The organism is Rhodococcus sp. B50 (assembly GCF_013602415.1).
Taxonomy (GTDB): domain Bacteria; phylum Actinomycetota; class Actinomycetes; order Mycobacteriales; family Mycobacteriaceae; genus Rhodococcus.
The window spans coordinates 711607-736276 of the sequence record NZ_WPAG02000002.1 but is presented as its reverse complement, the minus strand read 5'-3'; the positions used below and the strand labels follow the sequence as shown (position 1 = coordinate 736276).

At 67.4% G+C, this 24670-nt stretch carries 22 protein-coding genes; 4 read left to right on the top strand and 18 right to left on the bottom strand.

The window, feature by feature from the left end; genetic code table 11:
* Nucleotides 1-93 precede the first annotated feature (93 nt).
* The 4 genes from GON09_RS03785 to GON09_RS03770 all read left to right on the top strand — a co-directional run bounded on the left by GON09_RS03785 (nucleotide 94) and on the right by GON09_RS03770 (nucleotide 5221).
* The gene (locus GON09_RS03785; protein WP_307854301.1) at nucleotides 94-588 is read left to right on the top strand and encodes a potassium channel family protein; all 495 of its coding nucleotides are present in this window, start codon (nucleotides 94-96) and stop codon (nucleotides 586-588) included.
* Between the two features lie 113 nt (nucleotides 589-701).
* Complete coding sequence (locus GON09_RS03780) at nucleotides 702-2495, top strand: ABC transporter ATP-binding protein/permease (protein ID WP_280521654.1); 1794 nt, start codon at nucleotides 702-704, stop codon at nucleotides 2493-2495.
* A 257-nt stretch (nucleotides 2496-2752) separates the two neighbouring features.
* Nucleotides 2753-4165, top strand: a complete 1413-nt coding sequence (locus GON09_RS03775) for a WS/DGAT/MGAT family O-acyltransferase (RefSeq protein ID WP_244865371.1) — start codon at nucleotides 2753-2755, stop codon at nucleotides 4163-4165.
* 180 nt (nucleotides 4166-4345) lie between these two features.
* The gene (locus tag GON09_RS03770; protein WP_213930662.1) at nucleotides 4346-5221 is read left to right on the top strand and encodes a cyclopropane mycolic acid synthase family methyltransferase; all 876 of its coding nucleotides are present in this window, start codon (nucleotides 4346-4348) and stop codon (nucleotides 5219-5221) included.
* Nucleotides 5222-5228: 7 nt separating this feature from the next.
* Here the strand turns inward: GON09_RS03770 and GON09_RS03765 are convergent, their stop codons facing one another.
* The 18 genes from GON09_RS03765 to GON09_RS03680 form a co-directional block, all read right to left on the bottom strand.
* Complete coding sequence (locus GON09_RS03765; protein WP_213930661.1) at nucleotides 5229-6824, bottom strand: FMN-binding glutamate synthase family protein; 1596 nt, start codon at nucleotides 6822-6824, stop codon at nucleotides 5229-5231.
* A gap of 50 nt (nucleotides 6825-6874) precedes the next feature.
* Complete coding sequence (locus GON09_RS03760) at nucleotides 6875-7021, bottom strand: hypothetical protein (RefSeq protein ID WP_186455093.1); 147 nt, start codon at nucleotides 7019-7021, stop codon at nucleotides 6875-6877.
* Nucleotides 7022-7143: 122 nt separating this feature from the next.
* A complete protein-coding gene (gene msrA, locus GON09_RS03755; RefSeq protein WP_213930660.1) occupies nucleotides 7144-7665 on the bottom strand; it encodes a peptide-methionine (S)-S-oxide reductase MsrA in 522 nt (173 codons plus the stop codon).
* 67 nt (nucleotides 7666-7732) lie between these two features.
* On the bottom strand, nucleotides 7733-9337 hold the full coding sequence (gene nuoN / locus GON09_RS03750) for an NADH-quinone oxidoreductase subunit NuoN (protein ID WP_213930659.1): 1605 nt from the start codon (nucleotides 9335-9337) through the stop codon (nucleotides 7733-7735).
* The gene (locus GON09_RS03745; protein WP_213930658.1) at nucleotides 9334-11007 is read right to left on the bottom strand and encodes an NADH-quinone oxidoreductase subunit M; all 1674 of its coding nucleotides are present in this window, start codon (nucleotides 11005-11007) and stop codon (nucleotides 9334-9336) included. Before GON09_RS03745 ends, nuoN begins: the two co-directional genes overlap by 4 nt.
* A 13-nt stretch (nucleotides 11008-11020) precedes the next feature.
* Nucleotides 11021-12913 carry an NADH-quinone oxidoreductase subunit L gene (gene nuoL / locus GON09_RS03740; protein WP_213930657.1) on the bottom strand — a complete coding sequence of 631 codons (1893 nt, stop codon included), beginning with the start codon at nucleotides 12911-12913 and terminating at the stop codon, nucleotides 11021-11023.
* A gap of 57 nt (nucleotides 12914-12970) precedes the next feature.
* The gene (gene nuoK / locus GON09_RS03735) at nucleotides 12971-13270 is read right to left on the bottom strand and encodes an NADH-quinone oxidoreductase subunit NuoK (RefSeq protein WP_016935375.1); all 300 of its coding nucleotides are present in this window, start codon (nucleotides 13268-13270) and stop codon (nucleotides 12971-12973) included.
* The gene (locus GON09_RS03730) at nucleotides 13267-14061 is read right to left on the bottom strand and encodes an NADH-quinone oxidoreductase subunit J (protein ID WP_213930656.1); all 795 of its coding nucleotides are present in this window, start codon (nucleotides 14059-14061) and stop codon (nucleotides 13267-13269) included. Before GON09_RS03730 ends, nuoK begins: the two co-directional genes overlap by 4 nt.
* Nucleotides 14058-14606 carry an NADH-quinone oxidoreductase subunit NuoI gene (gene nuoI / locus GON09_RS03725; RefSeq protein ID WP_213934260.1) on the bottom strand — a complete coding sequence of 183 codons (549 nt, stop codon included), beginning with the start codon at nucleotides 14604-14606 and terminating at the stop codon, nucleotides 14058-14060. Before nuoI ends, GON09_RS03730 begins: the two co-directional genes overlap by 4 nt.
* Nucleotides 14606-15907, bottom strand: coding sequence for an NADH-quinone oxidoreductase subunit NuoH (nuoH, locus tag GON09_RS03720; protein WP_213930655.1), 1302 nt, complete (start codon nucleotides 15905-15907; stop codon nucleotides 14606-14608). Before nuoH ends, nuoI begins: the two co-directional genes overlap by 1 nt.
* Nucleotides 15904-18375 (bottom strand): NADH-quinone oxidoreductase subunit G, encoded by a 2472-nt coding sequence (locus GON09_RS03715; RefSeq protein WP_213930654.1) that lies wholly within the window; start codon nucleotides 18373-18375, stop codon nucleotides 15904-15906. The genes nuoH and GON09_RS03715 overlap by 4 nt, the downstream gene beginning before the upstream one ends.
* Entirely contained in the window at nucleotides 18372-20558 is a 2187-nt protein-coding gene (gene nuoF, locus GON09_RS03710) for an NADH-quinone oxidoreductase subunit NuoF (protein ID WP_213930653.1), read from the bottom strand. Before nuoF ends, GON09_RS03715 begins: the two co-directional genes overlap by 4 nt.
* Nucleotides 20555-21859, bottom strand: coding sequence for an NADH-quinone oxidoreductase subunit D (locus GON09_RS03705; protein WP_213930652.1), 1305 nt, complete (start codon nucleotides 21857-21859; stop codon nucleotides 20555-20557). Before GON09_RS03705 ends, nuoF begins: the two co-directional genes overlap by 4 nt.
* A complete protein-coding gene (locus GON09_RS03700) occupies nucleotides 21856-22572 on the bottom strand; it encodes an NADH-quinone oxidoreductase subunit C (protein WP_213930651.1) in 717 nt (238 codons plus the stop codon). Before GON09_RS03700 ends, GON09_RS03705 begins: the two co-directional genes overlap by 4 nt.
* Nucleotides 22569-23123 (bottom strand): NuoB/complex I 20 kDa subunit family protein, encoded by a 555-nt coding sequence (locus tag GON09_RS03695; protein ID WP_213930650.1) that lies wholly within the window; start codon nucleotides 23121-23123, stop codon nucleotides 22569-22571. The genes GON09_RS03700 and GON09_RS03695 overlap by 4 nt, the downstream gene beginning before the upstream one ends.
* 98 nt (nucleotides 23124-23221) lie before the next feature.
* Nucleotides 23222-23581: an NADH-quinone oxidoreductase subunit A gene (locus tag GON09_RS03690; protein WP_213930649.1), complete on the bottom strand. Its 360-nt coding sequence runs from the start codon at nucleotides 23579-23581 to the stop codon at nucleotides 23222-23224.
* 256 nt (nucleotides 23582-23837) lie between these two features.
* A complete protein-coding gene (locus GON09_RS03685) occupies nucleotides 23838-24242 on the bottom strand; it encodes a response regulator transcription factor (RefSeq protein ID WP_016935087.1) in 405 nt (134 codons plus the stop codon).
* Nucleotides 24243-24315: 73 nt separating this feature from the next.
* On the bottom strand, nucleotides 24316-24597 hold the full coding sequence (locus tag GON09_RS03680; protein WP_244865370.1) for a hypothetical protein: 282 nt from the start codon (nucleotides 24595-24597) through the stop codon (nucleotides 24316-24318).
* Nucleotides 24598-24670: the final 73 nt, after the last annotated feature.

The following is a 24670-nucleotide window of genomic DNA, read 5'->3' as shown; positions in this document are numbered from 1 at the left end:
GATCGATACCGTAGGGGCGAAAGTCACCATTCCGGAACGGGCATCGTCATGGTCGATTCTCCGCGAATACCGGACCCGCGGGAGCGGAGACGGTTGCTCCTGACCGCGATAGCACGTCCGACGCTCACCGCCTTCGTGCTGGTCAGCGTCTACTTCGTGTTTCCGGTCGAGCATGTCCGCAGCACATCCGAGGTCCTGACGCTCGTCGGTGGCGGCACTGCGGTCCTGATGGTCGGCTGGTGGCAGATCCGCAGGATTCTCGCGTCGGAGTACCCGGCGGTCCAGGCCGTCGAGGCACTCACCACGATCGTGTCCGCCTATCTCGTGGTCTTCGCAACCCTTTACCTCCGCATGTCCGTGGCGCATCCGGACAACTTCACCGAACCACTGTCCCGCGTCGATGCCCTGTACTTCTGTCTGACGGTCTTCTCCACGGTGGGATTCGGGGACATCTCCGCGGTAACCGAGACCGCGCGAGCCGTCGTGTCGGTGCAGATGGTCGCAAATCTGATCTTCCTGGCGCTCGGGATCCGATTGCTCACGGCCGCCGTGCAGTGGCGTCGTCGCAATCGCGGGGACGAGGAGTGACCGATCACGGGAGCGACCTACGCGATTCGGCGTCCGGGCATTCCCACAACCGCCGCGCGGGGTGATCCTTGAAAGGATCGACGTCCACTGGCAGGTGTCGGAGGTCCGAGATGCTGAATTGGGGATCGGTTGTCGTCGACAGCATCCTGTGGACGGCGAAAGCCTTCGGAATCACCGCCCTGGTCTTCGTCGCCGTGATCGTCGTGATCGTGCGATTCACGCGCTGGGGCCGCCAGTGGTGGCGCATCGCCGCCTCCTATTTCGACCCGCGCAACGGTACGGGTGGTCCCGCCCTGGCCGCGATCGTGCTGTTGCTGACGGTGTTCGCAGTGCGGATGAGCGTGTTGTTCTCCTATTGGTACAACGATTTCTACACGGCGATCCAGAATCTGGACGAGTCGGCCTTCTGGCGTTTCATGCGGGTCTTCGCGATCCTGGCGGCGATCCACGTGGTCCGAGCACTGGTCGACTACCTCCTCGGGCAGACGCTCGACATCCGGTGGCGCACACATCTGAACGACCGGCTCGTGGACGACTGGCTGGGCTCGGGCTCCTTCTACAAGGATCGATTCGTGTCGTCCCCGGTCGACAACCCCGATCAACGCATCCAGGTCGACATCACGGATTTCGTCACGACCACACGCGTTCTGTCGATGGGGGCGGTGACAGCAGTGCTGTCCATCGTCAGTTTCACCGGCATCCTGTGGGATCTGTCTGGACCGGTCACGATTTTCGGCACCGAGATCCCGCGCGCAATGGTCTTTCTCGTGATCGTCTACGTGCTCGTCACCACGACGGTCGCCTTCTGGATCGGCCGCCCCCTGATCATGCTCAACTTCCTGAACGAGAAGCTCGGCGCGACCTACCGCTATGCCCTGGTGCGGGTACGCGAGTACGGCGAATCGATCGCGTTCTACCGGGGTGAGGGCGTCGAACGCGGTGGCCTGCTCGCCCGGTTCGCCGCGGTGATCCGCAACTGGTGGCGCATCGTGTTCCGGACACTGAAGTTCAACGGTTTCAACTTGGCGGTCAACCAGACCGCGGTGATCTTCCCGTTCCTCGTACAGGGACCGCGTCTGTTCGCCGGTCAGGTGACCCTCGGCGATGTGATGCAGACGAGCAACGCTTTCGGGCAGGTTCACGACTCACTGTCGTTCTTCCGCGAGTCGTACGACGACTTCGCGGCGTTCCGCGCCACCACGATCCGCCTGAACGGCTTGCTCGACACCACACGGCAGGCCACCGCGCTGCCCGCCGTCTCGGTCGAGGCGCACGACGATCGGCTGGAACTGACGAACCTGTCCGTGGAGACCCCGGCGGGCGATCCGCTCGTCACGGAGTTGTCGCTGGGTGTCGCGGCAGGCGCAGCACTTCTGGTACGCGGGCCGTCGGGCAGCGGAAAGACCACCCTGCTCCGCACGATTGCGGGGCTGTGGCCGTATGCGCGAGGTGAGGTCGACCGCCCGGCCGGCGACGGTTTGTTCCTGTCCCAGCATCCCTATCTCCCGCTCGGCACCCTGCGCGACGCGGTCACCTATCCACGCGCGGCGGACCACGACGACACAGCGATACGCACAGCGCTCGACACTGTCCAGCTCGGACATCTCGCCGAGCGCCTCGATGCCGAGACCGACTGGGCGCGCACCCTCTCCCCGGGCGAGCAGCAACGGCTGGGGTTCGCACGGATCCTGCTGTCGGCTCCGGCGATCGTGTTCCTGGACGAAGCCACCGCCGCGGTCGACGAGGGCCTCGAGCACGCGCTGTACCGGACGATGCGGGAAGCGCTACCCGATGCCGTGATCGTCAGCGTCGGACATCGCAGCACTCTCGACGCCTTCCACGACCGCGTCCTCGAACTTCGCGGCGAAGGCCGCTGGGCGGTGTCCGACCTGCAGAAGTCGCGATGACTCCCTTTCCAGCCCGCAGATCGGCACAGGGTGTTCGACGACGAGATCGAGTCGGCCCCACATTCGCAAATCGGACAACAAACGTCGTTTTGGTACGAAATCGGACACCCGGACTTGGCGACATGGGCCGGGATCGCGTATTAGTTGTGTCGCGTCATAAACCTGTGACGGGGGTCATGGTTTGGCGTACATGCCGGCGGGGCAGCAGGGGGTCTCGCCACGAACTGCTCGGTGTTCCGAGCGGAGGAAACGTTCATATGCGTCTACCCATGTCGCCCACCGATTCGATGTTCCTTCTCGGGGAGTCCCGTGATCATCCGATGCATGTGGGCGGATTGATCCTTCTGAGTCCCCAGGACGGTACAACCGCCGCGGATCTCGGCGCACTGTTCACGACCGCCGCAGAAAGCGGCGAGGTCGCCCCGCTGTGGCGTAAGCGCGCGGCCCGGTCCCTGGGCACCTTCGGCCAATGGGCATGGGAGGAGGACGCGGACTTCGACCTGGAGTACCACGTGCGGCGCAACGCGTTGCCGCAACCGGGCGGCCTCGACGAACTGTGGGATCTCGTCTCCCGTTTACACAGCACCCTGCTCGACCGGAGCAGGCCCTTGTGGCAGATGCACATCATCGAGGGCCTCGCGGACGGCCGACTGGCTGTCTACACCAAGATCCACCACGCACTCGCCGACGGCGTGGGTGCGATGAAATTGCTGCGCCGCGCCCTGAGTCCGGACTCCGAGCGCACCGACATGCCGGCGCCGTGGGCCCCCTTCGACACGCCGGGCCGCCCCCACTCGTCCGGGACCACGCTCGATCTCCCCGAAGCCGCGTTGCAGGCGGTGCGGACCGCAACCGCCGAGGTCACGGGCTTCGTGCCCGCATTGGCGGGCACCGTGAACAGGGCACTGCGCGGCGGGGGTGGATCGCTGTCGCTCGCCGCACCGAACACGGTGATCAACGTGCCCATCTCGGGCACGCGCCGGTTCGCAGCCCGATCGTGGCCGCTCGCCCGTCTGCGTACCGTGGCGAGGGCGGCCGACGTGACCGTCAACGACGTTGTCCTGGCCATGTCGTCGGGAGCACTGCGCACCCTTCTCTCGGAGCAGGAGGCACTGCCCGACAGGCCGCTCGTGGCGATGGTCCCTGTCTGCCTGCGACCCGACAAAGACTGCGCAGGAAACGAACTCGGCGTCCTGATGGCGGATCTGGGTACGGATCTGACCGATCCCGCCGACCGGCTGGCCCGGGTCTCGGCGTCGACCACGGCGGGAAAGGCCTCCATGCAGGGCATGTCCACGCTGTCCCGGTTGGCGACCAGTGCGCTCGGTGTCGCGCCGCTGGCGGTGGGCATTCTCACCCGCAATCGCGCACTCCCGCGACCGCCCTTCAACGTCATCGTCTCGAACGTGCCGGGATCACCGGATCCGTTGTACTGGAACGGCACTCGCGTGGACGCGGTGTATCCGCTGTCCGTGCCCGTCGACGGTCAGGCACTGAACATCACGTGCACGAGCACCGACGACGCGATCGCCTTCGGCCTGACCTCGTGCAGTCGCAGCCTGCCGCAACTGCAGCCTCTGCTCGACCATTTCGATACGGCCCTCGAAGAACTGGAGGACGCGTTCGACATCGTGCCGGTCGTCGACGAGGCATCCGTCCGTGCAGGCTGACGCCACCGAGTAGCGGCAGCGCGCCCGTGTTCCCGAGTCGGACAACTGCACCAGGAATCGCCGTTCCTCTGTGATGAGGCGCTCTGACGGAGCACTATCGACCGAAAGCGGTGTGTCCCTCGGATGCATCGACGCCGACACCGGAACTCGCATGCCACTCCTCGCGGAGAGTAGGTCCGAATGCAGAAGCTGACGCCGTTCTACGAGAAGGTCCAGACCCACTACGACCTGTCCGACGACTTCTTCGAACTGTTCCTCGACCCCACCCGCACGTACAGTTGCGCCTACTTCGAGCGCGACGACATGAACCTCGAGGAAGCTCAGATCGCGAAGGTGGACCTTGCCCTACGCAAGTGTGATCTCCGGCCCGGAATGACTCTGCTGGACATCGGCTGTGGGTGGGGCTCGACGATGATGCGGGCGGCGGAGCGATACGACGTGCACGTCATCGGTTTGACGTTGAGCCGCAACCAGTACGAGCACGTGTCCCGTCTGCTCTCGGGCATGTCGACCGGCGGCCGTACCGCCGAGGTTCGTCTACAAGGCTGGGAGGAATTCGACGAGCCTGTGGACCGCATCGTCAGCATCGGAGCGTTCGAGCATTTCCGCCGGCAGCGGTACGACAGCTTCTTCGAACGCGCCACGCGCATTCTGCCCGACGACGGCCGGATGCTGCTGCACACCATCGTCGGTCATTCCCGCGCCCAACTCGAGGCGATGAAGGTGCCGGTGACCCGCGAGGACGCGCTGTTCCTGAGGTTCATCATGCGGGAGATCTTCCCTGGCGGGCAGCTCCCCGACCGGGACCTGGTCATCACCGGCGCGCAACGCAACAGTTTCTGGGTGCAGAACATCGAGTCCCTGCAACCCCATTACGCCCGCACGCTCGACCTGTGGGCGCAGGCCCTCGAGTCGCGTCACGAGGATGCGGTCCGGATGGCCTCCGAGGAGGTCTACCAGCGATACATCAAGTATCTGACCGGTTGTGCCGCGAACTTCCGACGTCGCCTCATCGATGTCCAGCAATTCACCCTCGTGAAGCAGCACCTGTCGTGAGGACCCGTCACCAGCGAGACCGGGGGCGGAACGAATCCGGCGTGGCCGCATGCCAATCCGCTGCCCAGGTGGACGGTGGATCGGCGAGGAGTTCGCCCGGCGCGAGCCACTCGTAGAGTTCGGTGTAGGAGCGAACGGTGGTCGGCGACACCTTCTTCCGAAGCATGTCCGTCGTGAGTCCGCCGGGTTCGTCGACGCCCATCGACGCGATGAGCTGAACGGCCTGGCGCACCGTGCTCGCGTGGTACCGCTGCACTCGTAATGCCTTGTCCGCCACGTCGAGGGCTCGCGCCCGTTTCGGGTCTTGGGTCGTCACTCCGACCGGGCACCTGTTCGTGTGGCAACGCTGCGCTTGGATGCATCCGAGCGCCATCATCATCGCCCGGGCCGAGTTGGTGTAATCCGCACCTTGGATCAGCCGCTTCACCATGTCGTTTCCGGTCGCGACCTTGCCGCTCGCGCCGATCCGGATGCGATCCCGCAATCCGGTGCCCACGAGGGCGTTGTGGACCGTCATCAACCCGTCGGTGAGCGGCAGACCCACGTTGTCCTCGTATTCGAGGGGTGCTGCGGCGGTGCCACCCTCGGCTCCGTCGACGATGACGAAATCGGGTGCCGTCCCTTCGTCCAGCATGGCCTTGCAGATCGCGAGTACGTCGACACGGGAGCCGACACAGAGCTTGAAACCCACCGGTTTCCCTCCGGACAACTCCCGGAGTTCGGTGAGGAAGCGGACCAGCTCGCGCGGTGTCGTGAAGGCCGTGTGCGCTGCGGGACTGATACATTTCTCGTGGGCCGGAACCCCACGATAGCGTGCGATCTCCTCGCTCACCTTCGCCGCCGGGAGCACGCCGCCCACCCCGGGCTTCGCCCCCTGACTGAGCTTGAGGGAGATCGCCTTGACGTGATCGTGAGCCGACTTGTCGGCGAACTCCGCGGGGTCGAATCTGCCGTCGCGGTCACGCGTCCCGAAGTAGCCGGATCCGATCTCCCAGACCAGATCGCCACCGCCTTCGAGGTGATACGGCGTGAGCCCGCCTTCTCCGGTGTCGTGGGCGAATCCGCCTGCGGCAGCCCCACCATTCAACGCCCGGATCGCGTTCGCGGACAGTGCGCCGAAACTCATCGACGAGACATTCAGCAGCGACATCGCGTACGGCCGGGTGCAGTCGGGCCCGCCGACGCTCACCCGCGGCGGTTCGTCGGGTTCGGGCACCGGCGCTGTCGAGTGAACGAGATATTCGTACCCGACCTCGTAGATGTCACGTTCGGTGCCGAACGACAACTCGCCGTGAATGCCCTTGGCACGCTCGTAGACAACGGTGCGTACGTCCCTGTCGAAGGGTCGTCCGTCGAAATTCCGCTCGACGAAGTACTGCTGCAACTCCGGGCGCACACTCTCGAGCAGGTATCGCATGTGGCCGAGCACCGGATAGTTGCGCAGCACCGAATGTCGCCGCTGTACGAGATCGTAGAGTCCGAGCACCAGCAGGAACGCCAGGAGGGCCACCAGCACCCACCAGCCCCACCCTCCGACTGCGGCGATCACACCGACCAGCACCAGAGTCAGGCCCAGAAAACCGACGAGGAAGAACCGCAGCACGGTTCACCTTCTCTCCGCCTGTCCGGCGGGTCTCATATGTCGAGCGGCAGCTAGTGGGAACCGCGACGCTTCTGCTGCAGCTTCGCGAGCATCTCCTTGGCCTTGCGCTGGTTCTCCGGCTTGGCCGCCTCACGTCGGACGATCTGGATCGCCTTGACCGCGGCGGCGCTCTTCATAGCCTTGCCGAACATTCCCATCGAGTACTCCTCCGTAGTGTCGTCACAACCGGTACCACCACGATACGGACCCGCGGAAACGCCGACGAACAGCGACTGCCGGCCGCACGGGCAGTTCCCGTCGAACGGCCCGTGCGCGCGATTCAGTTCGCCGCGTCGGCGATGCGACTGTTCGGCAGCTTCCAGCCCGGCCGCGGGAAGTGGCAGGTGTACCCGTTCGGGTAGCGCTGGAGATAGTCCTGGTGCTCGGGTTCGGCTTCCCAGAAGGTGCTCGCGGGAGTCACCTCGGTGACCACCTTGCCGGGCCACAGACCGGACGCCTCGACGTCGGCGATGGTGTCCACCGCGACCTGCTTCTGCTCGTCGTCGAGGTAGAAGACGGCCGAACGGTAGGACGCTCCGACGTCGTTGCCCTGCCGGTTCACGGTGGTCGGATCGTGGATCTGGAAGAAGAACTCGAGCAGTGCCCGGTAGTCGGTGCGTGCGGGGTCGTAGACGATCTCGACAGACTCCGCGTGCCCCGGATGGTTGCGGTAGGTGGGGTGATCGTTCTGCCCACCGGTGTAGCCGACCCGTGTCGACACCACCCCGGGCTGCCGCCGGATCAGCTCCTCCATGCCCCAGAAGCATCCGCCTGCCAGAATCGCCGTGCGTGTATCGGTCATTACGCCTCCTCGGGTGGTGGAACCGATACGGGAGCCCCGGCATTCCCACCGCGCACCCCGTTCCTGGTCAGAGTACGAACACCGCTGCCTGCTCGGCGAGGTCGAGGACGGGTTGCGGCAGGATTCCGAGCAGCACCGTCGCCACCGCTGCGAAGGCGATCGCGGCGCTCGTCGCCACGGTGGAGGTCGCGAGCTGCGGGGCGTCGGCGATCGGTTCGGTGAAGAACATCAGCACGATCACCCGCACGTAGAAGTACGCGGCGACCGCGCTGACGAGCACACCGACGATCACGAGCGGAGCCGCACCTCCCGCGATCGCCGCGCCGAAGACCGCGAACTTGGCGATGAACCCGCTGGTGAGCGGAATGCCCGCCAGCGACAACAGGAACAGCGCGAACGCCCCTCCGAGCAGCGGTGAGCGCCGTCCGACGCCGGCCCACCGCGACAACTCCCAGGCCTCACCGTCCGGGTCGCGGACGAGGGTCACGACGGCGAACACACCGACCGTTCCGATGCCGTAGACCAACAGGTAGAACAGTGTCGACGACACTCCGGACGCAGTGCCGGCGACGACGCCGGTGAGCACGAATCCGGTGTGGCTGATCGCCGAGTACGCGAGCATGCGCTTGATGTCGTTCTGCGTCACCGCCAGGACCGCACCGACGACCATCGTCGCGATCGCGACGGCCCACAGGATCGGCCGCCACTGGTCGGCGGAACCGGGGACCGCGACGTAGAGCACGCGCAACAGTGCGCCGAACGCGGCGATCTTCGTCGCGGCGGCCATGAACGCGGTGACGGGGGTCGGCGCCCCCTGGTAGACGTCCGGTGTCCACGAGTGGAAGGGCACCGCTCCGATCTTGAACAGTAGTCCGACGGTCAGCAGACCCACCCCGACGAGCGCTGTGGTCTCGTTGCCCGCCCCCGTGTCGATCGCTGCGGCGATCCCGCCGAGGTGAACGGTGCCGGCGTAGCCGTAGAGCATCGCCACCCCGTACAGGAAGAACGCCGACGAGAACGCCCCCAGCAGGAAGTACTTCAACGCGGCTTCCTGCGAGAGCAACCGTCGGCGCCGCGCGAGCCCGCACAGCAGGTACAGCGGCAGCGACAGCACCTCGAGTGCGACGAACATCGTCAGCAGGTCGTTCGAGGCAGGGAACACGAGCATCCCGCCCACCGCGAACAGCAGGAGCGGGAAGACCTCGGTCCGTGCGCCGCCCGCCGCGAGTGCCTGCCGTTCGGCGGCGGTACCCGGGATCGCCGATGCCTGAGGTGCGAACGCGTCGAGATGTGCACTGGCCGCCGCACGGGAAACGGATTGCGCGCGAACCGGTTCGATGCTGCGTTCCGCGACCAGCGCGACCGACAGCAACGACACGATCAGGACCGATCCCTGCAGGAACAGCGCCGGACCGTCGATCACGACCGCCCCCGACAGGGTGGTCGCGCGGGTTCCGGCGAGCATCACGACGGCGACGAACGCCGCGACGAGCGCGACCGTCGTCAGGACCACGTGGGCGAGATAGCGCGCCGGGGCCGGCACGAAGGATTCGACGAGCACGCCGACGACGGCCGCGGCGAACACGATCAGGATCGGCGCGATCAGACCGTAGTCGATCGGCGGGGCGGGAAGGGACGCGGCAAGAACGACGATGTCCTCGGAGGGGTTCATTCGGCTTCACCTTCCTCGGAACCGTGTGCGGGAACGCCACTCTCGGCGACCGGACGTTCGGCGGGCACCACCGGTTCCGGTCTGGAGATGTCGATCGAGACGAGCGTGTCGTCGACCGCGGGGGTGATGACGTCGAGCGCAGGTTTCGGATAGATCCCCAGCACGAGCAGCAACGCGATCAACGGCGCGACCACCGCGACCTCCCGAGGCACGAGATCGGAGATCCTGCGTGTGTGCTCGGCGCCGTCGTCCCCGCCGGGCAGACGCACGGGACCGCCCATCATGCGCTGGTAGAGCCACAGCACGTACAACGCGGACAGCACGAGCGCGAGCGTCGCGATCACCGCCGCCACCTGATAGCGGGGATAGGTGCCGACGAAGACGAGGAATTCGCTGACGAACGGGGCGAGTCCGGGCAGCGACAGGGTCGCCAGTCCGGCGACGAGGAAGGTCCCCGCGAGGACCGGCGCGATCTTCTGTACGCCGCCGTACGCCGCGATCGTGCGGTCACCCTGCCGCGAGACGAGGAAACCGGCGAGGAGGAACAGTGCGGCCGTGGAGATTCCGTGATTGACCATGTACAGGGTGGAGCCGGCCTGCCCCTGCGCCGTCAGCGCGAAGATACCGAGGACGATGAACCCGAAGTGCGAGATGGACGTGTAGGCGATCAGGCGCATGACGTCGGTCTGGCCGATCGCGAGCATGGCCCCGTAGACGACGCCGATGACGGCGAGCGTCACCACGACCGGCGCGAAGGTCACCGAGGCGTCGGGGAACAACTGCAGGCAATAGCGCAGCATCCCGAACGTACCGACCTTGTCGACCACGGCCATCATGAGCACCGCGGCGACCGGGGTGGTCCGGACCGCCGCGTCGGGCAGCCATCCGTGCAACGGCCACAGCGGGGCCTTCACCGCGAACGCGACGAGGAAACCGAAGCACAGCGCGCCGAGCACGGCGGGGGTCGCGTCGAGGTCGCCGGCGACGGCAGCAGCGGTGACGGTCCGGACGTCGAAGGTGCCCACGCCTGCGGTCTCTCCCAGCCCCGACCGGGCGGTGACCACGTACAAGCCGATCAACGCGGCGAGCATCACCAGTCCGCCGAGCAGGTTGTACAGCAGGAACTTCACGGCGGCGCGCGCCCGATCGGCTCGCGGTGTTCTCGGGGAGCCGAATCCGCCGATGAGGAAGTACATCGGGACGAGCATCGCTTCGAAGAAGACGTAGAACAGCAGGATGTCCAGGGCGGTGAAGGACACGAGCACCATCGACTCGACGAGCAGGATCAGGGCCACATAGGTGTGGGCGGATCGGGGGCGCGCCGCGCCGGCCTCCTCGTCGGCGGCGCGATGGTCGTGCCACCCGGCGGCCAGGAGCAACGGCACGAGTGCGGCGGTGAGCAGGACGAGCACCAGGGCGATCCCGTCGACTCCGAGGCGGTAGCCGGCACCGAACGACGGGATCCAGTCGTGCGATTCGACGAACTGGAAACGTTCACCCGCACGGTCGAATCCGACGGCGACGATCACCGCGACCACCAGGACGGCGATCGACACCGCGAGGGCGAACACCCTGACGGCGGAGCTCAGTCGTGCGGGTAGGGTCGCGATCACGGCAGCGCCGAGCAGGGGTAGCACCCACAGGATCGTCAACCAGGGAACGGTGGTCACCAGTACACCCCCATCACAGCGTCACCAGGACGAGCGCGCCGACCACGACGGTCGCGCCGGCGAACATGTACAACGCGTACGAACGGACGAAGCCTGTCTGCAACCGGCGCAGTCCGCGCGAGAGCGCACCGATCCCGGTGGCCGCACCGGTGACGGAACCGTCGATCCCGGTGGACTCGACGGCGTCCAGGGCGCGCACCATGCCCTGGCCGGGACGCATGAACACCGCTTCGTTCACCGCGTCGCCGTAGAGGTCGCGGCGCGCGGCAACGGTCAGCGCCGACACCGCCTCCGGTGCCGTCTCCGGGACCGGTTCGCGCACATACTGCCGGTAGGCGACAGCGACACCCGCGAGCACGACCGCCAGGGTGAGGGTGGTGACGAGCCAGACGGGCAGGCCGCCCTCGTGATGGTCGTATCCGACGACCGGCTCGAGCCAGTGCTGCAGCGCCCCGCCGAGCACCAGCAGCCCACCGGCCCCGACGGAGCCCACGGCGAGGGCGACCATCGGCCAGGTCATCGAGGCCGGCGATTCGTGCGGGGTGGCGCCGGACGCCCAGCGCCGGTCGCCGAAGAAGGTCAGGACCATCACGCGGGTCATGTAGAAGGCGGTCAGCCCCGCGCCGAGCAGCGCGACGACACCGAGCACGACGCCTTCGACCCCGCCGGCGGCGAAGGCGACCTCGATGATCTTGTCCTTGGAGAAGAAGCCGGCGAACGGCGGGATCCCGATGATCGCGAGATAGCCCAGCCCGAAGGTGGCGAAGGTGATCGGCATGACCGCGCGGAGCCCGCCGAAGCGGCGCATATCGGTCTCGTCGTTCATCGCGTGCATCACCGAACCGGCGCCGAGGAACAATCCCGCCTTGAAGAATCCGTGGGTGAGCAGATGCAGGATCGCGAAGGCGTAACCAGCCGGGCCGAGTCCGGCGGCGAGCACCATGTAGCCGATCTGGCTCATCGTCGAGGCCGCGAGCGCCTTCTTGATGTCGTCCTTCGCGCACCCGATGATCGCGCCGAAGAGCAGGGTCGCGGCGCCGACGATCACCACCGCCAGTCGCGCGGCCGGTGCGGCGTCGAAGATCGCGTTCGCCCGGACGATGAGATAGACGCCGGCGGTGACCATGGTCGCGGCGTGGATGAGCGCCGAGACCGGGGTCGGGCCCTCCATCGCGTCGCCGAGCCACGACTGCAGAGGCAGCTGAGCGGATTTCGCGCACGCGGCCAGGAGCAGGCACAGGCCGATCGCCGTCACCGTGCCTTCGGTCGCTGCGGGGACCGCGGCGAAAACCGTGTCGTAGTCGAGGCTGCCGAAGGTCGCGAACATGATCATGAGGGCGACGAGCAGCCCCATGTCGCCGACGCGGTTGACGACGAACGCCTTCTTCGCGGCGGTCGCGGCGGTCGGCTTGTACTGCCAGAAGCCGATGAGCAGGTACGAGGCGAGACCGACTCCTTCCCACCCGAGATACAGGACGAGGAAGTTGTCGGCGAGGACGAGCACCAGCATCGCGGCGAGGAACAGGTTCAGATAGGCGAAGAACTTCCGGCGCTCCGGATCGTGCGCCATGTACCCGATCGAGTAGAGATGGATCAGCGATCCCACCCCGGTGATGAGCAGCACGAAACAGATCGACAGCGCATCGAGCCGGAGTCCGAGATCGACCTGCAGCTCGCCGACCGGCACCCAGGTGAACACGGTCTGCTGCGCGAGCCGTTCGTTCGCGTCGAGTCCGAGCAGTCCGGCGAACATGACGGCGCCGACGACGAACGCGGCGATCGCGGTGGCACATCCTAGCAGATGTCCCCAGCTGTTGCTGCGCCGTCCGAGGATCAACAGTACGAACGCGCCGGCCGAGGGCAGTGCCGGTATCGTCCACAGCGCCGAGTTCAGGAACGAAGTCATGCCGCGTGTCCTCTCGGTTCGTCGTGGGCTCTCACACTCACCGTCCTCGGGGGGTCGTCAGTACTTGAGCAGGTCGGCGTTGTCGACGGAGGCGGATCGCCTCGTCCGGAAGATCGTCACGATGATGGCGAGACCGACGACGACCTCGGCGGCCGCGACGACCATCGTGAAGAAGGCGAACACTTGGCCGTGGAGGTTGCCGTGCATCCGCGCGAAGGTGACGAAGGCCAGGTTGGCGGCGTTGAGCATCAACTCGACGCACATGAACACGACGATGGCATTGCGGCGGACGAGAACTCCCACTGCACCGATGGTGAACAGCAGTGCCGACAGGTAGAGGTAGTTCTCGGGGTTCATCGCCGATCCTTCCTCGCGTCGTCGCCGCCGGGTTCGCTCAGGCCGAGATCGGTGTGGTCCCAGTCGCGGCCGATGCGGCCGAGCAGATCTCCGACCGACAGCTCGGAGAACGAGCCGTCCGGGAGCAGGGCAGGGACGTCGGCGGCGTTGTGACGGGCGTAGACACCCGCGGCCGGCAGCGGCGTGACCCGTTCCCCTTCGCGGAACCGGCGTGCGGCGAGTTCGCGTTGGGTCTTCCTGGGTTCCGATCGTTCCCGGTGGGCGAGCACCATCGCGCCCACGGTGGCGGTGATGAGCAGCGCCCCGGTGAGTTCGAACGCCCAGACGTAGTCGATGAACAGCAACACCGCCAAGCCCTCGACGTTGCCACCGGCGTTGGCGGCGTCGAGTCCCGCGAACCCGGACACCGCCGTGTTCCCGATGCCGCCGATGAGCATCACCGCGAACCCGATCGCCACGACGATCCCGAGAACACGCTGGCCCTTGATGGTTTCGACGAGCGAATCGGACGAGTCGATGCCGACGAGCATGAGCACGAACAGGAACAGCATCATGACTGCGCCGGTGTAGACCACGACCTGCACCACACCGAGGAACACGGCGTCCTGCGCGATGTAGAAGACGGCGAGCACGATCATCGTCATGGCGAGGAACAGCGCCGAGTACACGGCTTTCGGGGCGACGACGACGCCGAGCGCCCCGAGCACCGCGACGGCACCGAGGATCCAGAACTGCACGGCCTCTCCGGTGGAGGTCGTGGCGAGTTCGGCGGCGAGCTGGGCGGTGGTCACCGGCGTTCCTCCCCGTCGGCCGCGGAGGACATGTCTTCGGACACCGGGATCGTGCCCCGGTAGTAGTCCTCGTCGGTGGCGCCGGGAGCCATGGGATGCGGAGGTGGTTGCATCCCGGGCTCGAGGGGTGCGAGCAACCGGTCCTTCTCGTAGATCATGTCGGTGCGGTTGTCGGCAGCCATCTCGTACTCGTTGGTCATGGTGAGCGCGCGGGTCGGGCACGCCTCGATGCACAGTCCGCAGCCGATGCACCGCAGGTAGTTGATCTGGTAGACACGCCCGTACCGTTCGCCGGGCGAGTACCGCTGCTGATCGGTGTTGTCGGCGCCCTCGACGTGGATGGCGTCGGCCGGGCACGCCCACGCGCACAGTTCGCAGCCGATGCATTTCTCGAGCCCGTCCGGATACCGGTTCAGCTGGTGGCGTCCGTGATAGCGGGGTGCGGTGGGTCTCTTCTGCTCCGGGTACTGCTCGGTGTTGGGCTTCTTGAACATCGTCGTGAGCGTCACACCGAAACCGGCCAGCGGGCCGCGGAATTCGACCATCACGATCCTCCTGGGAGACGACCCGCCGAGGCGGGCGGAGTCGATCGGGTGCCCGACCGAGCAGGGAGTGGCGGCACGGGGAATCCACCGGCCATGGCGTCGAATTCCTCGTCGGGTCCGGGCAGTTCGATCGCCTGCGCGGTACGCCTGGTCCGCCGTGCGCGCAGGGCGAGGTAGCCGAACAGCAGCGCCGTGGACAGCACACCGGCGACGATGAGGCTCACGGTGCCGGGGAGTACGTCGTTGCCGTCGAGGAGGCGCAGCACGGCCACGACCATCACCCACACGACCGAGACGGGGATGAGCAGTTTCCAGCCCAGGGACATGAACTGGTCGTATCGAAGCCTCGGCAGGGTGCTGCGCAACCACACGAACACGAACAGCACGACCCACACCTTGATGACGAACCACAGCAGCGGCCACCAGCCCGAGTTCGCGCCGCTCCACAGCGTCAGCGGCCACGGCGCGTGCCAGCCCCCGAGGAACAGGGTGGTCGCGAGCGCGGAGACGGTGACCATGTTGACGTACTCCGCGAGCATGAACATCGCGAACCGCAACGACGAGTACTCGGTGTGGAAGCCGCCCACGAGTTCGCCTTCGGCTTCGGGAAGGTCGAAGGGAGCGCGGTTGGTCTCCCCCACCATCGACACCGAGTACACCAGGAACGACGGGAGCAGCAGCACGACGAACCACAGGTCGTTCTGCGCGGCGACGATCCCCGAGGTCGACATCGTGCCCGCCTGCAAGAAGACGGCGGCGAACGCGAGTCCCATCGCGATCTCGTAGGAGATGACCTGCGCGGTGGAGCGGAGGCCACCGAGCAGCGGGTAGGTCGAGCCGGAGGCCCAGCCGGCGAGCACGATGCCGTAGACGCCGACGGAGGTGATCGCCAGGACGTAGAGCACCGCGACGGGAAGATCCGTGAGCTGCAGCGGCGTTCGGGTTCCGAAGATCGACACCTCCGGTCCGAACGGGACGACCGCGAACGCCATGAACGCCGGGGCCGTCGCGATGATCGGGGCGAGCAGGTAGATCGGCTTGTCCACCCCGGTCGGGATGATGCCTTCCTTGAGCGCGAGTTTCAGGCCGTCGGCGACGGTCTGGAACAGTCCTTTCGGGCCGACCCGGTCGGGTCCGACCCGCATCTGCATCCAGGCCATGATCTTGCGTTCGGCGAGGATCATCACGAGTGTGGTCAGGACGAGGAACGCGAAGATCGCGAGGGCCTTCACGACGACGAGCCACCATGGGTCGATACCGAACATCGACAGGTCCACGGGCTGCTGGGCGGTGACGATCATCGCGGATCCTCCTCGGCCGATCCGGTGCTCGTCGTCGAGGTGGCCCGGATCCGCACGACATCACCGGCGGTGACGCCGAGATCGACGTGCACCATCGACCCCGGGGAGGCGGTGGGCAACCAGACGACACGGTCGGGCAGGTCGTCGATCACCAGTGGAAGCGTGATCGACCCGCGTTCGGTGGAGACGGTGAGCGAAGGGTGTTCGGCCGCCCCGATCTCCGCCGCTGTCGCGGCCGACAGGCGGGTGACGGGCTCGTGCGCTGTCCCGGCGAGGTGGGGTTCGTCGTCCTGCAACCGGCCCGCGTCGAGGAGCATCCGCCAGGTGGCGAGGACCGCCTCCCCGAGAACGGGACGTCGCTCCGGTCGCGGGGACGTCGTCGGCGTCTCGGGGACGGTGCCCCTCCATCGCCCGAGGGCCGCGAGTTCGTGGCGCAGGGTGTCGACAGCGTGGGGGCCGGGATCGTCGAGGCCTGCATCGAGATCCATCGCGTCGGCGATCGCCGCGAGCACTCGGTGGTCGGGCAGTGCCCCGGTGTCACGGAGCGCGATCGGGAACACCCGCTCGCGTCCTTCCCAGTCGAGGAAGCTCCCGGTCTTCTCGGCCACGGGTGCGACGGGGAAGACCACGTCGGCGCGGTCGGTCACCGCGCTGCGTCGCACTTCCAGACTCACGACGAACTCGGCTCCGTCGATGCCGGCATGTGCGGCCTCGGGATCGGGCAGGTCGGCGGGGTCGATACCGGCGATCACGAGCGCGCCCAGCGCACCGTCGGCGGCTGCGGCCAGGATCGCGGCGGTGTCGCGCCCCGGCCGGGACGGCAGGGTGTCGGCCGCAAGACCCCAGGCCGACTCGATGTCGCGACGCGCCTGCGGGTCGTCGACCGGGCGGCCACCGGGCAGCAGGGTCGGGAACACACCCGCTTCGAGGGCGCCGCGATCGCCGGCGCGGCGCGGGATCCACGCCAGGCGAGCTCCGGTCTCATCGGCGAGGGCAGCAGCGGCGGACAGCGCACCGGGCGATACCGCAGCGCGCTCCCCCACCAGCACGATCGCGCCGGGAGTTCGCAGCGCAGCGGCCGCGTCGGAGGACGATCCGGTGCGGATCGCGTCGAGTGCTCGCGCCTCGTCGCCCGGTACACACGGTTCGAGTCGCGCCGAGAGCTTCAGCACACCGCGCGAGGCGAACGGAGCGATCGTGAAGACCTGCAACCTGCTCCGCCGGACCGCCTTGCGCAGCCTCAGGAAGACGATCGGCGACTCCTCCTCGGGTTCGAATCCGACGAGGAGCACCGCAGGCGCGCGGTCGAGGTCGCGGTAGGTGACCTCGAGGTGCCGTCCGGCGACCCGCGCGGCGAGGAAGGCTGTCTCCTCGTCCGACAGCGCACGGCTGCGGAAGTCGATGTCGTTGGTGCCGAGCGCCGTGCGCGCGAACTTCGCGTAGGCGTAGGCGTCCTCGACGGTGAGTCGACCGCCGGTCAGGACCGCGGTCCTGCCGCGTGCCGCCGCCAGCCCCCGTGCGGCGACGCCGAGCGCCTCGATCCACGAGGCAGGGACGAGCATTCCGGTCTCGTCGCGGACGAGGGGCGTGGTGAACCGGTCGTCGGCGGTGGCGTAGGTGAACGCCCAGCGCCCCTTGTCGCAGTTCCATTCCTCGTTGACCTCGGGGTCGTCCCCGGCGAGGCGGCGCAGCACGGCGCCGCGACGGTGGTCCGTGCGTTGGGCGCAGCCGCTCGCGCAGTGTTCGCACACGCTCGGTGTGGAGACCAGATCGAACGGGCGGGCGCGGAACCGGTACGCCGCGCCCGTGAGAGCACCGACCGGGCAGATCTGGACGGTGTTGCCGGAGAAATACGACTCGAACGGTTCCTCGGTGTAGATGCCGACCTGCTGCAGCGCCCCGCGGTCGAGCATGTCGACGAACCTGTCGCCCGCGACCTGATCGGCGAAGCGCGTGCACCGGGCGCAGAGCACGCACCGTTCGCGGTCGAGGAGCACCTGAGAGGAGATCGCGATGGGTTTCGGATAGGTGCGTTTGGTGTCCTCGAAGCGGGACTCGGCGCGGCCGTTGGACATCGCCTGGTTCTGCAGCGGGCATTCACCGCCCTTGTCGCACACCGGGCAGTCGAGCGGATGGTTGATGAGCAGCAGTTCCATCACGCCGCGCTGGGCCTTGTCGGCCACCGGCGACGTGAACTGGGTGCGGACGACCATGCCGTCGCTCACCACCGACGTGCACGAGGCGAGCGGTTTGCGCTGGCCCTCGACCTCCACGAGACACTGCCGGCACGCGCCGACCGGGTCGAGCAGCGGGTGGTCGCAGAACCGCGGGATCTGCACCCCGATCAGTTCGGCGGCGCGGATCACGAGAGTGCCCTTGGGCACGGCGATCTCGGTGTCGTCGATGGTGACGTTCACCAGGTCGGTGGTGTCGGACTTCTCCGCACCGGCACCGGACACGGCGGTCATCGCTCACCTCCTTCCGCGGCTGGGTCGGCGGCGAGCGTCGACAGGTGCGGGTCGAACGGGCAACCTCCGTGCTCGAAGTGCGCGAGGTACTCGTCGCGAAAGTACTTCAGCGACGAGGTGATCGGGCTGGTCGCACCGTCACCGAGCGCGCAGAACGCCCGGCCGAGGATGTTGTCGGAAATGTCGAGCAGTTTCTCCAGGTCGGCCTCGGTGCCCCGGCCGTGTTCGAGCCGGTCGAGGATCTGCACGAGCCACCAGGTGCCCTCGCGGCAGGGAGTGCACTTGCCGCACGATTCGTGGGCGTAGAACTCGGTCCAGCGCAGCACGGTGCGGACGACGCAGGTCGTCTCGTCGAAGATCTGCAGCGCCCGGGTTCCGAGCATCGACCCGGCGGCGGCGACGTTCTCGTAGTCCAGGGGGACGTCGAGATGTTCGTCGGTGAAGATCGGAGTCGACGAGCCGCCGGGTGTCCAGAATTTCAGTCGGTGCCCGGCGCGCACGCCGCCGGCGTAGCCGAGCAGCTCCCGCAGGGTGATGCCGAGCGGGGCCTCGTACTGGCCGGGGGTGGTGACGTGCCCGGAGAGGGAGAACATCGCGAAACCCGGGGATTTCTCGGTGCCCATCGAGCGGTACCAGTCCACACCGTTGCGGATGACGAGCGGGACGTTCGCGATGGATTCGACGTTGTTGACGACGGTGGGGCACGCGTACAGGCCTGCGACGGCGGGGAATGGCGGGCGCAGGCGTGGCTGGCCACGGCGACCCTCGAGAGAGTCGAGCAGGGCCGTCTCCTCGCCGCAGATGTACGCGCCCGCACCCGCGTGGACGACGAGTTCGAGGTCGTATCCGGAGCCGAGGATGTCGCGTCCGAGATAACCGGCCTCGTAGGCTTCCGCGACGGCCGCGTGCAGACGCCGAAGGACCGGGACGGCCTCCCCGCGCAGATAGATGAACGCGTGCCGGGCGCGGATCGCGTAGGCGGCGATGATCACGCCCTCGACGAGGGCGTGCGGGGTGGCCAGCATGAACGGGATGTCCTTGCAGGTACCCGGTTCGGATTCGTCGGCATTGACAACGAGATAGTGCGGTTTGTCGTCGCCCTGCGGGATGAACGACCACTTGGTGCCGGTGGAGAATCCGGCACCGCCGCGGCCGCGGATCCCGGAGTCCTTCACCGCGGTGATGACGGCGTCCGGATCCGTACCGAGCGCGAGGGGTAGGGCCTCGTAACCACCGTGCCGTCGGTAGGCGTCGAGCGTCCACGCCTGCTCCGCGTCCCAGTAACGGGTGAGCACAGGAGTCAGGCCCGTCGGGGATTTCCCGAGGGTGACGCCGGCCTCGCCGTTCTCCGGTGGTTCCGGTGCCCGCATGTCGTGTTCGCGGGCGACCTCGAGTCCGGCCAGGGAGGCCGGTCCGGCGGTGCCGGCTGCGTCGAGTGCACCGGGCCGGTCGTCGGGGAAACCGGCCAGCAGGCGCGAGGTGTCGCGGAAGCTGCGCAGCGGTGCGCCGCGCGTCGGTGTGGGTGTATTGCCGGCGAGCAGCTCGTCGACGAGCTCGACCGCGGAGTCGACGGTGCGGTTGTCGAACAACTCCCAGTCGACGGTCATCACCGGGGCGTAGTCGCAGGCCGCGTTGCACTCGATGTGTTCGAGGGTGATCGCGCCGTCGGCGGTGGTCTCGTCGTGTCCGATGCCGAGCCGGGTGCACAGCGCGGAGAAGATCTCGTCGCCGCCCATCGTCGCGCACAGCGCGTTCGTGCACACCCCCACGTGGTGCCGGCCCGTCGGCGAACGGCGGTACATGGTGTAGAAGGTCGAGACGGCGGCGACCTCGGCGCCGGTGAGCCCGAGGCGTCGGGCGCAGAACTCGATCCCGGCGGGCGTGATGTAGCCGTCCTCGGCCTGCACGAGATGCAGGAGCGGCAGCAGCGCCGACCGTGGCTGCGGATAGCGCGCGACGATCCGGTCGGCGTCGGCGACGAGACGCGCGCGCACGTCGTCGGGATAGTGGCGCGGCGCGCCGGGCGGGACGAGATAGGTGTCTTCGTCCGGGCGCGGCCCGAGCGGAACGAGGACGGGTTCGCGCCCGGCGGGTTCGGTCATCGGCACGGCGGTGGTGGTCTCGCTCGTGCCCGCCGGGCCGGTGGTTTCGGCGCCCGGGGCCCGCACGAATTCGGTGCTCATCGGTCCACTCCCCCCATCACCGGGTCGATGCTGGCGACGGCAGCGATGACGTCGGAGACCATGCCGCCTTCACACATCGCCGCGACGGCCTGCAGATTCGTGAACGACGGGTCGCGGTAGTGCACGCGGTAGGGCCGTGTGCCGCCGTCGCTGACCATGTGGACGCCGAGTTCACCGCGCGGCGATTCGACACCGATGTAGACCTGTCCCGCCGGGACGCGGATGCCTTCGGTGACGAGCTTGAAATGGTGGATCAGGCCCTCCATCGACTCGCCCATGATGTGGCGGATGTGATCGGGTGAGTTGCCGAGTCCGTCCGGTCCGAGCCGGAGTTTCGACGGCCAGGCGATCTTGCCGTCCTGCACCATCACCGGGCCGGGGCGGAGCCGGTCGAGGCACTGCTCGACGATCTTCAGCGACTCGCGCATCTCCCCGATCCGAACGAGATAGCGCGCGTAGCAGTCGGATCCCTCGGCGGTGACGACGTCGAACTCGAAGGTCTCGTAACCGCAATAGGGTTCGGCGCGGCGCAGGTCGTAGGGCAGTCCGGTCGAACGGAGGATCGGGCCGGTGACGCCGAGGGCCATACATCCGGTGAGATCGAGGCAGCCGATGTCGCGGGTGCGCGAGATGAAGATCGGATTGTCGGTGAACAGCGCTTCGAGGTCGGCGAGCCGGCCGGGCAGCACGGCGAGCAGGTCACGGATCATCGGCACGGCCTCGTCGGGCAGGTCCTGGGAGAGCCCGCCGGGACGGATGTAGGAGTGGTTCATCCGCAGTCCGGTGATCGTCTCGAAGACGTCGAGGATCAATTCGCGTTCGCGGAATCCGAACAGCATGGGTGTGGTCGCACCGAGTTCCATGCCGCCGGTGGCCAGTGCCACCAGATGCGAGGAGATGCGGTTGAGTTCCATCAGCATCACCCGCACGACCTGCGCGCGTGCGGGGACGAGATCCTCGATTCCGAGGAGTTTCTCGACACCGAGGCAGTAGGCGGTCTCGTTGTGGAACGGCGCGAGGTAGTCCATGCGCGTGACGAAGGTGACGCCCTGGGTCCAGTTGCGGTATTCGAGGTTCTTCTCGATTCCGGTGTGGAGGTACCCGATTCCGCAGCGCGCCTCGGTGACCGTCTCGCCGTCGATCTCGAGGATCAGGCGCAGGACACCGTGGGTGGACGGGTGCTGAGGTCCCATGTTGACGACGATGTGGTCCTCACCGCTGTCGCGTACGGCAGCGGCGATGTCGTCCCAGTCGCGTCCGACGGCGTCGAAGACGGTCTCGCCGGCGGGTTCGCTCGTCACGTGTACGCCCTCCGTTCGTCGGGGGGCGGGATCCGGGCGCCTTTGTATTCCACCGGGATTCCGCCGAGAGGGTAGTCCTTGCGTTGCGGATGTCCGCGCCAGTCGTCGGGCATCTCGATGCGGGTGAGCGCGGGATGACCGTCGAAGACGATCCCGAAGAAGTCGTAGGTCTCGCGTTCGTGCCAGTCGTTCGTCGGGTAGATGCGGTACAGCGACGGGATGTGCGGGTCGCTGTCGGGGATCGCGACCTCGAGACGCATCCGGCGGTTGTGGGTGATGGAGACGAGCGGATACACAGCGTGCAGTTCTCGGCCCGTCTCCTGCGGGTAGTGCACGCCGCCCACCCCGAGGCACAGCTCGAATCGCAGATCCGGATGGTCGCGCAGGGTGCGGGCCACCAGGGGCAGATGCTCGCGGCGGACGAAGACGGTCACCTGGTGGCGGTGCACGACGACCTTCTCCACCGCGTCGGCGTAGCCCACCGCAGTGTCGCCGGAGCGTTCGTCGAGTACGTCCTCGAGGGTGTCGACGAGGTCGTCGAGGTAACCGCCGTAGGGACGGTCGGTGCTACCGGGCAGCGTCACCCGGCGCACGAGGCGCCCGTATCCACTGGTGTCGCCGGATCCGCGAACCCCGAACATGCCGCGGCGGACCGCGATCACCTCGTCGGTGCGGTCGTCGTGGTCGGATCCTGTCCGTTCGAGATCGGTCATCGCGGCGGTACCGTCAGTTCGATGAGCGGACGCTGGGCCAGGGCGGCTTCCTCCGCGGCGCGGATCGCCTCGGCCCGGTTCACGCCCAGGGGCATCTGCGCGATCTTCTCGTGCAGCGCCAGGATCGCGTGGAGGAGCATCTCGGGCCGGGGCGGACAGCCCGGGAGATAGATGTCGACGGGGACGACGTGGTCGACTCCCTGGACGATCGCGTAGTTGTTGAACATCCCCCCGGACGAGGCGCACACGCCCATTGCGAGCACCCACTTCGGTTCGACCATCTGGTCGTAGACGCGGCGCAGCGCGGGGGCCATCTTCTGGCTGACGCGGCCGGCGACGATCATCACGTCGGCCTGTCGCGGCGAGGCCCGGAAGGCCTCCATGCCGAATCGGGCGATGTCGTAGCGGCCACCCGCGGTGGCCATCATCTCGATGGCGCAGCACGCGAGCCCGAAGGAGGCGGGCCACAGTGAGCCCTTGCGTGCGAACCCGGCGAGCGTCTCGACGGTGCTGAGCAAAAAACCGCCGGGAACCTTCTCCTCGATGCCCATGGCCTGTCACCGCCCCCGGAGTCGAACGGACCGGCCGACCGCCGGTCGTGTCGCGTAATCGGTTCGGGCACAATATCTCCGGGCGTGCATGCGGGTCGTCAGTCCCATGTCAGGCCTCCTCGTTTCCACTCGTAGGCGTAGGCGACGAAGACGTTGAACATGAACAGCGCCATCGCTGCCAGACCGAAGACGCCGAGCGCGCCGAAGTGGACCGCCCACGGGTACAGGAAGACGATCTCGATGTCGAAGATGATGAACAGCATCGCGGTGAGGTAGTACTTCACCGGGAAGCGGCCACCACCCACCGGTTGGGGCGTCGGGTCGATGCCGCACTCGTAGGCGTCGAGCTTGGCGCGGTTGTACCGACTCGGGCCCGCGAGGCTCGCCACCGCGACGGAAAAGATCGCGAAGGCCAGCGCGATGCCACCGAGTACCAGGATCGGTACGTAAGCGTTCATGCCACCTCCGGTTCCTCGCGCGAATCCGGCCGCGGGCCTTCTCGTTGCCCGCGAACCCACCCCGCCGTGCACCGGGGGCCTCGCCCCAGGGCCGGGATGTGAGTTACGGCACACACACTAGTGGTGTTCGCGTCGGACTTGTCGCGATTTCACACCCCCGATTCGGGGCGGCGTGTCGGGCTGCCTCCCAGCCGGAAGGAGGGTAGATTCTCCGCGCCCGCATACGAGTTCGCGACCCGCCGGCCGCGCCGAAGGGTCAGGAGTGGCGGGAGCGAGAGGTGAGCAGAGCGAGGACCTGCCGGCCGAGTCGGATCGGGTCGACCGGATGCCGCAGCGCCACCTCGGCGCCCGACCAGCGGGCCAACCACTCGTCGTCGGCGCGAGCGATCAGGACGACGATCGGCGGACACGAGTCGAGTTCGTCCTCGAGTTGCTTCGCGATCCCCATGCCGCCGGCCGGAGCGGATTCACCGTCGAGCACGGCGAGATCGATGTCGCCGGCATGCATGCGTTCGACGACGACCGGTGGTGTTGCGACCTCCACATAATCGAGCGGAGGCAGATCCGGGTGCAGACGGGTACCGAGGGCATCACGAACCTGTTGCCGCACGGTCGCATCGTCGCTGTAGACGAGGATGCGCAGCGAGTCGGTCACGGGCACGATGCTAACCGAGACCGGTCGCTCGCCCGGGGAACCTGCGTGTCGCGGGGCGGTGCGGAGACGGAGTCCGGATTCAGGATCCGCTTCCGAGGGGATGCCACCGCTCACGGACGTCGGAACGGGCGGCCGCCTCCGCGCCGTCGTCGTGGATGATCGAGGCGGGCGCGATCATCAGGTGCGCCAGGACGATGCACGCGCCGGTCAGCATGGCGAATGCGCCGCCGATCAGATAGGACCCGGTGAACACCGCCGCCAGGAAACCGATCGTGAGCATTCCCGTGAGCGCGATGATCGCGAGAATTCGCCGACTCGAACGTGGCGTCGAATCGGACCTCTTGTCTGTGGATGCGACCATGAGCATCTCCGTTCCTCCCCGGAACGACCCCTCCCGCACCCCCGCATCCACTCGTCATCCGTGTCGACGAATC

Bases quoted from the DNA above. Each gene is read 5' to 3' on its own strand.
- GON09_RS03775 (WP_244865371.1), top strand. From the start codon at position 2,753: ATGCGTCTACCCATGTCGCCCACCGATTCGATGTTCCTTCTCGGGGAG.
- GON09_RS03770 (WP_213930662.1), top strand. From the start codon at position 4,346: ATGCAGAAGCTGACGCCGTTCTACGAGAAGGTCCAGACCCACTACGAC.
- GON09_RS03760 (WP_186455093.1), bottom strand. From the start codon at position 7,021: ATGGGAATGTTCGGCAAGGCTATGAAGAGCGCCGCCGCGGTCAAGGCG.
- msrA (WP_213930660.1), bottom strand. From the start codon at position 7,665: ATGACCGATACACGCACGGCGATTCTGGCAGGCGGATGCTTCTGGGGC.
- nuoN (WP_213930659.1), bottom strand. From the start codon at position 9,337: ATGAACCCCTCCGAGGACATCGTCGTTCTTGCCGCGTCCCTTCCCGCC.
- nuoL (WP_213930657.1), bottom strand. From the start codon at position 12,913: ATGACTTCGTTCCTGAACTCGGCGCTGTGGACGATACCGGCACTGCCC.
- nuoK (WP_016935375.1), bottom strand. From the start codon at position 13,270: ATGAACCCCGAGAACTACCTCTACCTGTCGGCACTGCTGTTCACCATC.
- nuoI (WP_213934260.1), bottom strand. From the start codon at position 14,606: ATGGTCGAATTCCGCGGCCCGCTGGCCGGTTTCGGTGTGACGCTCACG.
- nuoH (WP_213930655.1), bottom strand. From the start codon at position 15,907: ATGATCGTCACCGCCCAGCAGCCCGTGGACCTGTCGATGTTCGGTATC.
- GON09_RS03715 (WP_213930654.1), bottom strand. From the start codon at position 18,375: ATGACCGCCGTGTCCGGTGCCGGTGCGGAGAAGTCCGACACCACCGAC.
- nuoF (WP_213930653.1), bottom strand. From the start codon at position 20,558: ATGAGCACCGAATTCGTGCGGGCCCCGGGCGCCGAAACCACCGGCCCG.
- GON09_RS03700 (WP_213930651.1), bottom strand. From the start codon at position 22,572: ATGACCGATCTCGAACGGACAGGATCCGACCACGACGACCGCACCGAC.
- GON09_RS03695 (WP_213930650.1), bottom strand. From the start codon at position 23,123: ATGGGCATCGAGGAGAAGGTTCCCGGCGGTTTTTTGCTCAGCACCGTC.
- GON09_RS03690 (WP_213930649.1), bottom strand. From the start codon at position 23,581: ATGAACGCTTACGTACCGATCCTGGTACTCGGTGGCATCGCGCTGGCC.
- GON09_RS03680 (WP_244865370.1), bottom strand. From the start codon at position 24,597: ATGGTCGCATCCACAGACAAGAGGTCCGATTCGACGCCACGTTCGAGT.